Raw genomic sequence first — 7019 nt, forward strand, 5'->3', positions numbered from 1 at the left:
ACAAGCAAATCTCCATGCCTGATTTTAAGAACTAGCAATTTTCAATTTAAATTCATTAGGACTTACGCAAAAAGTACTAAAAATCTTAATTTATCGAACCGCCAAGAACGCCAAGAACGCCAAGAATCGTAGAGTTTGCGTAAGTCCTATTCATATTATCTTAACAACTCAAATTTTAGAAAATCTCTGCAATCTTTGTTCTATGCCGACTTGCCCTGTAAGCCGCCTGTGTGTACCAGCAGTAATGAGTCGCCTTTACTAAAAAATCCCTGCTTTAGTAAATCCATCACTCCGTAAAACATTTTGGCGGTATATACGTAATCAAGGGGTACGCGGTGTTCCTGTGTGAACTGCTGGCTGAACACTAGCAACTCATTGTTCACCTTTGCATAGCCGCCGAAGTGGTAATCACATACCAATTCCCAGGAAGCGGGAGAACTATATGGTGCGGGTAAATCAGAGGCGAGGTAATTTGTCAATAAACTTTCGATTTCTTGTGCAAGAAATGCTCCATTTTTTAGAACGGGAAAAGCGATCGCTCTTTGCTTTTCATGCAACGAAAGCGCAATACCTGCTAGTGTGGTAGCTGTACCGCAGGCTACGCATATACGATCAAATGCGTAGGCGTAGCCAGCCTTAGGCATCGCACGATCAATTATCTCTGTGCAACCGCGCACACCATTTAAATTACTCCCGCCTTCGGGAATGATAAACACTTCACCGAAACGTTGTCGCAGATATTCCTCTAACACTGGTGTGTTGCGCTGTCGATACATCTCGCGGTTCAGATATACAAGCTGCATACCCTGTTGTACAGCAAAAGTCAGCGTAGGATTCAACGGTAGCCTCTCCTCCCCACGAATTACACCAATGGTACGAAAACCGAAAAGATTACCAGCCGCCGCAGTTGCATAGATGTGATTGGAATAAGCGCCGCCAAAGGTTAGCAGCGTCGTGAAATTTTTCTCCTTGGCCTTTAAAAGATTGTATTTCAGCTTGAACCACTTGTTGCCATTAACCCACGGGTGCATGAGATCGAGGCGCAGCACATACAGTTCAACACCTGCGCGACGGGCGATTTCGCTGTTGATTTGTTGTAGAGGAGGAGGAAAAAAGGTTAACGACATGCGTAAACATTCTAACTTAGAATTTACCGTCAATGGTGCTAAGGGCAAAAATCTCAAGAGTTGAGTGTTGCTTTGCTCTATGCTTCTGCTTATGGAAATACAGCAATTATGGCGAATGCGATCGCTCAAGGTTTGATCCAAAATGGAGTTAATGTAGAATCAATCAACTGTGAACTAGCCGATTCTGGAAAGATTAACCGCATTGAGGCATTAGCCTATTTAGAATGTACGGTGCAAAATCAACTTGAATGTAGTGATAGATGGTTAGAGTTGCAATGCCATTGTTTTGGCTGACAATGCGATTGTTTCGGCTAACAATGCGATTGTTTCGGCTAACAATGTGATTGTTTCGGCTAACAATGCGATTGTTTCGGCTAACAATGTGATTGTTTCGGCTAACAATGCGATTGTTTTGATTTACAATGGCATTGTTTCACAGGATATGGAAAACCTTACTTTCATTTCTCTCCTCTTAAGACTACGGCGTACACACAAGTCTTGCCGCAGCCATATCTTTATTAAGAAATCTCACACTACGTTTCTATTTTGCCTCTGATTTTTTTAATGCATCTCCCTTTTGTGGTTTACTATCTTGAAACGGCTAGTATACCTATTATGAAAAGCACAAACTTTATTTTGCGAGAGGGAAGGATTGAAGACGCTCATGAGTGCGGTTCAATCTCTTACGAAGCGTTTAAGATCCTTGATGAACGATATAATCTTACTACAGACTGGGCTTCTCCTGAAGCTACAATTAAGTCGTTTTCGTCTCTACTTAAACGTCAAAATGTTTACTCGGTTGTAGCGGAGCTAGATGGACATATTGTGGGCAGTAATTTCCTCTGGAATAATGGGGCAATTGCTGGAATTGGGCCGTTATCTGTTAACCCCATAACACAAGGACGTTCAATTGGTAGGCATCTCATGCAATACGTCTTAGATTACGCACGGCAGCAAGAGTTTACAGGTGTCAGATTAGTGCAAGCTGCTTATAATAGTACTTCATTATCCTTATATACTAAACTCGGATTTCGTGTGCGAGAACCGCTTGCAATCTTAAAAGGTACGGCGCTTCAACTTGAAATTTTAGGCTATGTGGTTCGTAAAGCAACCGCAGCAGATATCGATATCTGCAACCAACTCTGTTTTCAAGTTCATGGTCATGTTCGCCAAATCGAATTACTTGATGCAATTGAGCAGCAAACGCTTACAGTAGTTGAACATAACGGTTGCATAACAGGATATATAACTGTACTTGGCTTGGATGGACACGCAGTTGCACACAGTAATCAAGACCTCAAAGCATTACTGAGCGCTGCAACAGCAATTTCCGAATCAGGATTTCTTTTGCCAACGCGCAATACTGAGTTATTGCGCTGGTGCTTAGAGAGAGGATTGCACATAGTTCGACCAATGACATTGATGAGTATGGGACTGTACAACGAGCCAGTAGGCGCATTTCTACCTTCAATACTCTATTAAATTGCCTGTTGCCGCAATCACTAAACTAAGTACAGCTTTGCGTAAAATCGTGGCGAATTGAGGGTTGAAATTTAAACGCAGAGAGGCGCAGAGGTAAGCGCAAAGGTACGCAGAGAATTCGCTACGAATTAATGAAATGTTGTACTAAGTCAGCACATTTGTAACAATGGTCAACAGAATGCAAACGCTACAAGTGCATTAAATTTTTATATACAAATAATGATCGCATTCCGAAATAGCCTATTTCCGTTTTGAGTTTTAACCCCTGATATTTTCGGGTTGATCCCTCAAATAACATAGTATTCTCACGGAAGCAGAAGCTCTCAAGAAGAATTACATTTCTATTCTCCTGAGATGAAGCTCAATTTTTAGGAACTTTACCCATTGTCGGCTAATCTTAGTGCCAATCCCCGATACCCAATATCGTGATCTAAGATTGTTGGGTATTCTATAAATTGCGATCGCCACTATACCGATGATCGAAGTTGAACATCTGAGTAAAATATACGGTTCCACCCCAGCGATTACTGATGTCACTTTTAGCGTTGAACCTGGGGAGATTTTAGGGTTGTTGGGCCCCAATGGTGCTGGTAAAACCACAACTATGCGGATTCTGGCTGGCTATTTACCGGCAACTAATGGAAATGCCCGGATTGCTGGTTATGATGTCCATGAAAATTCCCTAGCTGTACGCCAACGCATTGGTTATTTACCGGAAACACCGCCTTTATATCCAGAGATGACGGTGGAGGGATTTTTGGATTTTGTCGCCCGAATTAAGGGAGTATCAGCAGGCGATCGCCCCAACAAGGTAACAGCCGCTATCGAACGCTGCAACTTAGAAGATAAGCGGCGCGTAATTATTCGCAAACTCTCTAAAGGATACCGCCAACGTGTAGGAATTGCTCAAGCGATCGTCCACGATCCACCAGCGATCATTTTAGATGAACCCACCGTTGGACTCGATCCCCGACAAATAATTGAGGTGCGGAATTTAATTAAAAGCCTTGCTGGTACTCACACAATTATTCTCTCCACGCACATTCTGCCAGAAGTGAGCATGACTTGTAGCCGTGTCGCCATCATCAATCGCGGTAAGGTTGTGGCAACTAATACACCAGAAAACTTAATGACTCAGTTGACAGGTGGTTCCGGGTATGAAATTGAAATAGAAGGAGAAGCTGCTCTAGCGAAACAGGTATTGCAAAAATTAGCGGGTGTAAGTTTGGTAGATGCGTGGAGAAGTTTTTTAGTTGATTGGGTTTAAATTAGATGTTTTTAATCAAGCTAAGTTCATTGAGTAAAGATATACAGAATCTAACCGCTTCTTTTTGTTCTCCCTGTTGTTCGCCTTTCTGCAAAATATCTTGATAAATTACTGACTCCTGCATAATATCCTTCCCCAGGTTTAACTGGGGTTATTTTGCTTATTATTAGCTTTTTTGTTCATCTAACCAAGCTACTAAATCAGATATTTGTGAAAAGTCTAGTAATGCTTCTGCTAAATCATCTAGCTTTTCAACAGATAGCACTCTAATTCTCTCAATCAATGATGAATCTATTTCACCAAAACGCCGATTTAGCTGGCGGATAATTGTACGTTCTTCACCTTGCTTATCTCCTTTCTGCAAAATATCTTGATAAATTACAGACTCTTGCATAATTTCCTCTCCTAAAAATTGCTGAATTAAATCTTTCTCAAACTTTAAACCTGCTAATATTTCTGTGTAAGCTGCGATATTCTGCCTTGTTTCCCTATCCGAAATTTTAGCAACACTCTGGGCAACTTGGGATAATAACCCTTGGGGTGAATCTGTCTGTGTTAAAGGTGCTAACGGTAATAATGCAGGATTATCGAGAAATAACGCCGAATCTTGTTCCTAACTGAACCGTATTGACCTACTACCTATTTTGTGGTTGAGTGGAAGACGATGGGGTTTGTTGTGTCGGGGGTGCTGGTTTGTGAAACCAATCTTTGAATAAGTCTGTGCCATCTTTGATTCCTGATATCAAGGCTGCAAATAATGCTACGATACCCATAATTTCTAATATCCGTGCCCACAAAGGTTGTGTCCAAAGAAGTTTGGGAAGAGAAAGACTTGCTGTGTTTAAACCCAATTCTTTTAACCAGTGTTCTACTGTTTCGGGACGCTTGTCTGGTTCTAATTCCATTGCGTGGAGAATGGCTTGATTGACGCGATCGCTAATCTTATCATTCAATTCGTTAGGTGGAATTAAACGCTTATTGTTATCTTGGCGCTCAATAGCACTTTCTGGCTGTTTTCCTGTTAATAAAAAATATAAAGTTGCCGCAAGAGAATAAATATCAGTCCAAGGTTTACGTCGCGCCTGTTGTCTAGGAGAGTTGGAATACAGTTCAATTGGTGTAAATTTGTCAACCCAGTTACCCCGACTTGACACTGGGTTATCAACAAATCTTCGTGCTAAGTCGAAGTTTATCAAAACAACCTGATGCGTACCCGCCCGCAAAATGATATTTTCTGGTTTCACATCTCGATGCAAAAATCCTTGTTTATGAACTGCAATGAGTGCTTTTCCAATTTGTTGGATGTAATCTAGAGCCTCTTTTGCTGGGAGAAATCCTCGCGGTTGGACAATCTTAGCTAAATTATCTCCTTGAATATACTCCATAACCATGCATTTTAAATCACCTTCCTCGAAGGTATCAATGACTTGGACAATATTCGGATGTTTGCATATTGCTAGTTTACGGGATTCATCTGCAAAACCTGATTTTAAGCGATCGCGGTCTACGTTACTTAATTGATTAAGTAAATTGGAATCCAATGTTTTAATTACAACATTCTTGCCATCCCGATCCTCAGCAAGATAAGTAATATAGGACTAATATTTGATTTCTGAAAAAGCTCGGTACAACTCGAAAAGCCTAATTCCCTATTCCCTATTCCCTATTCCCTACTCCCCACTCCCTTTCTTCTGTAGATAATTTCAAAAATCAAATACGATTCCTATAGCAAAGTTCTCCTGTCTTAAATCTTGTTTAATTTCATACTGATCGCGGTGTAACTTCTGTCCAGATGCCCAAGTCATTGGTTGATTATCTCAGAGAGTTATATTAATTTTTGCATATAGCCATTCTCCTGTGGATGCGATGCCTACGGCGGGCTACGCCTACGCACCTGCTCTCTTCTAAAATTGAGCTGCACATCTATTAATATTTCCCCGCTTACTCTCTTAGGACTTACGCAAAAATCGCCCAAAAGCTTAATTTATCGAACCGCCCTTCGGGTTCACCAGTCGCCTACGGCGGGAAACCCGCCTACAGCGCTGGTTCACCAAGACGCCAAGAACGCCAAGAATTCGTAGAGCGTGCGTAAGTCCTATAAACATAAACCGCCCAGAACTAAAGTTCCGCGGCTCATAGCTTAAGTCCACTTTAGTGGACTAAAAGCCTTTCTTAGTCGTCTTTAGACGACTTTTGCTATTAGCCTCAGAATTTATTCTGAGGCGGGCTAGATGAGAATGAAATAGCCCTGGTATTTACAAAAGACAAATAACTAACTCTCAACTTCAGTTATTAGCCATTAGTCTTTACAAATGACAAATGACTAATTCTCAACTTCCGGCAACCAAATAATAAACGTAGTTCCCGGCGCATCGGGTGAAGTTAATTTAGAGTTGATTGCAGGGCTGAAAACCTCGATTTCGCCCTGCATTTGCTCTATTAATTGTTTAGCGATCGCTAACCCCAAACCTGTACCGGGTATTTCTGTTTGCGCTTGTACACCCCGATAATGCCGTTCTCCAAGATGTTCTAAATCTTGGGGTGGAATGCCAGGGCCGTTGTCACTGATGACAATTCCTTGAAAATTACCTTTTTGTTGTCCGGCTTGGATTAAGATTTTACCACCAGCAGGAGTGTATTTCAATGCATTATCGATAATGTTACTTAACACCTCTCGTAATGCTTTGATATTGGCATGTACTAGAGGCAAATTGTGCTTAATTTCGGTTATTAATTGTAGATTTCGCTCTTGTGCGATCGCTGTGGCTGATATTAATAATGGTTCTAATATATCTGCTAACGAGCAGTCAACTGCTTTATCTCCGGTTCCCGGCAATAATAACGGCGGTTTGGCGTCTTTTTGCACAGTTGCTTCCACAAATACTTCTTCGGGGAGATGTAGTGGTGCTAAATCTGCCTCTGTTAAGTCAATTACTTGATCAAATTGTTGCAGCAATTCTTGGAGGCGATCGCTTTCCCGGACAATACTATTTGCCACATTTCGGTTTGTGTCTGCTGGTCTGAGCCTTTTTAATAGCAGTTTACCAAAAGTCCGCAATGCCGTTAAAGGGTTACGAAACTGATGCAACAGATTATCCAGCAAATCTCGCTGGTTTTCTTGGAGAACTTGTTGCTCATGCAAT

Annotated in this window: 6 protein-coding genes and 4 pseudogenes; 3 read left to right on the plus strand and 7 right to left on the minus strand. The window is 41.5% G+C overall.

What is annotated here, in order from left to right:
• Positions 1–200: 200 nt before the first annotated feature.
• Positions 201–1127 carry a 1-aminocyclopropane-1-carboxylate deaminase/D-cysteine desulfhydrase gene (locus LC574_RS18830; protein ID WP_229454918.1) on the minus strand — a complete coding sequence of 309 codons (927 nt, stop codon included), beginning with the start codon at positions 1125–1127 and terminating at the stop codon, positions 201–203.
• A gap of 24 nt (positions 1128–1151) precedes the next feature.
• On the opposite strand from LC574_RS18830, the pseudogene LC574_RS18835 reads away from it, so the two are divergent.
• Positions 1152–1331: pseudogene (locus LC574_RS18835) on the plus strand (flavin oxidoreductase); the annotation flags it as partial.
• Positions 1332–1391: 60 nt separating this feature from the next.
• Here the strand turns inward: LC574_RS18835 and LC574_RS18840 are convergent.
• Positions 1392–1529: a hypothetical protein gene (locus tag LC574_RS18840; RefSeq protein WP_229454919.1), complete on the minus strand. Its 138-nt coding sequence runs from the start codon at positions 1527–1529 to the stop codon at positions 1392–1394.
• 213 nt (positions 1530–1742) lie between these two features.
• Here LC574_RS18840 and LC574_RS39110 point away from each other — a divergent pair.
• Positions 1743–2165 (plus strand): annotated as a pseudogene (locus LC574_RS39110) (GNAT family N-acetyltransferase); the annotation flags it as partial.
• 259 nt (positions 2166–2424) lie between these two features.
• Here the strand turns inward: LC574_RS39110 and LC574_RS39115 are convergent.
• Positions 2425–2586 (minus strand): helix-turn-helix domain-containing protein, encoded by a 162-nt coding sequence (locus tag LC574_RS39115; RefSeq protein WP_368736702.1) that lies wholly within the window; start codon positions 2584–2586, stop codon positions 2425–2427.
• Between the two features lie 498 nt (positions 2587–3084).
• Between LC574_RS39115 and LC574_RS18850 the strand changes: the two are divergent.
• Positions 3085–3846 (plus strand): annotated as a pseudogene (locus LC574_RS18850) (ABC transporter ATP-binding protein); the annotation flags it as partial.
• Positions 3847–3877: 31 nt separating this feature from the next.
• Here LC574_RS18850 and LC574_RS38125 read toward each other — a convergent pair.
• The 4 genes and pseudogenes from LC574_RS38125 to LC574_RS18865 all read right to left on the minus strand — a co-directional run.
• Positions 3878–4000, minus strand: coding sequence for a hypothetical protein (locus tag LC574_RS38125; protein WP_267871596.1), 123 nt, complete (start codon positions 3998–4000; stop codon positions 3878–3880).
• 42 nt (positions 4001–4042) lie between these two features.
• Positions 4043–4489 (minus strand): annotated as a pseudogene (locus tag LC574_RS18855) (DUF4351 domain-containing protein); the annotation flags it as partial.
• A 22-nt stretch (positions 4490–4511) separates the two neighbouring features.
• Complete coding sequence (locus LC574_RS18860; RefSeq protein ID WP_368736703.1) at positions 4512–5468, minus strand: serine/threonine protein kinase; 957 nt, start codon at positions 5466–5468, stop codon at positions 4512–4514.
• Positions 5469–6199: 731 nt separating this feature from the next.
• Positions 6200–7019, minus strand: an 820-nt coding sequence (locus LC574_RS18865; protein ID WP_229454922.1) for a sensor histidine kinase KdpD, incomplete at its 5' end; no start/stop codon positions are given.

The organism is Nostoc sp. CHAB 5715 (assembly GCF_020829685.1).
Lineage (GTDB): Bacteria > Cyanobacteriota > Cyanobacteriia > Cyanobacteriales > Nostocaceae > Nostoc.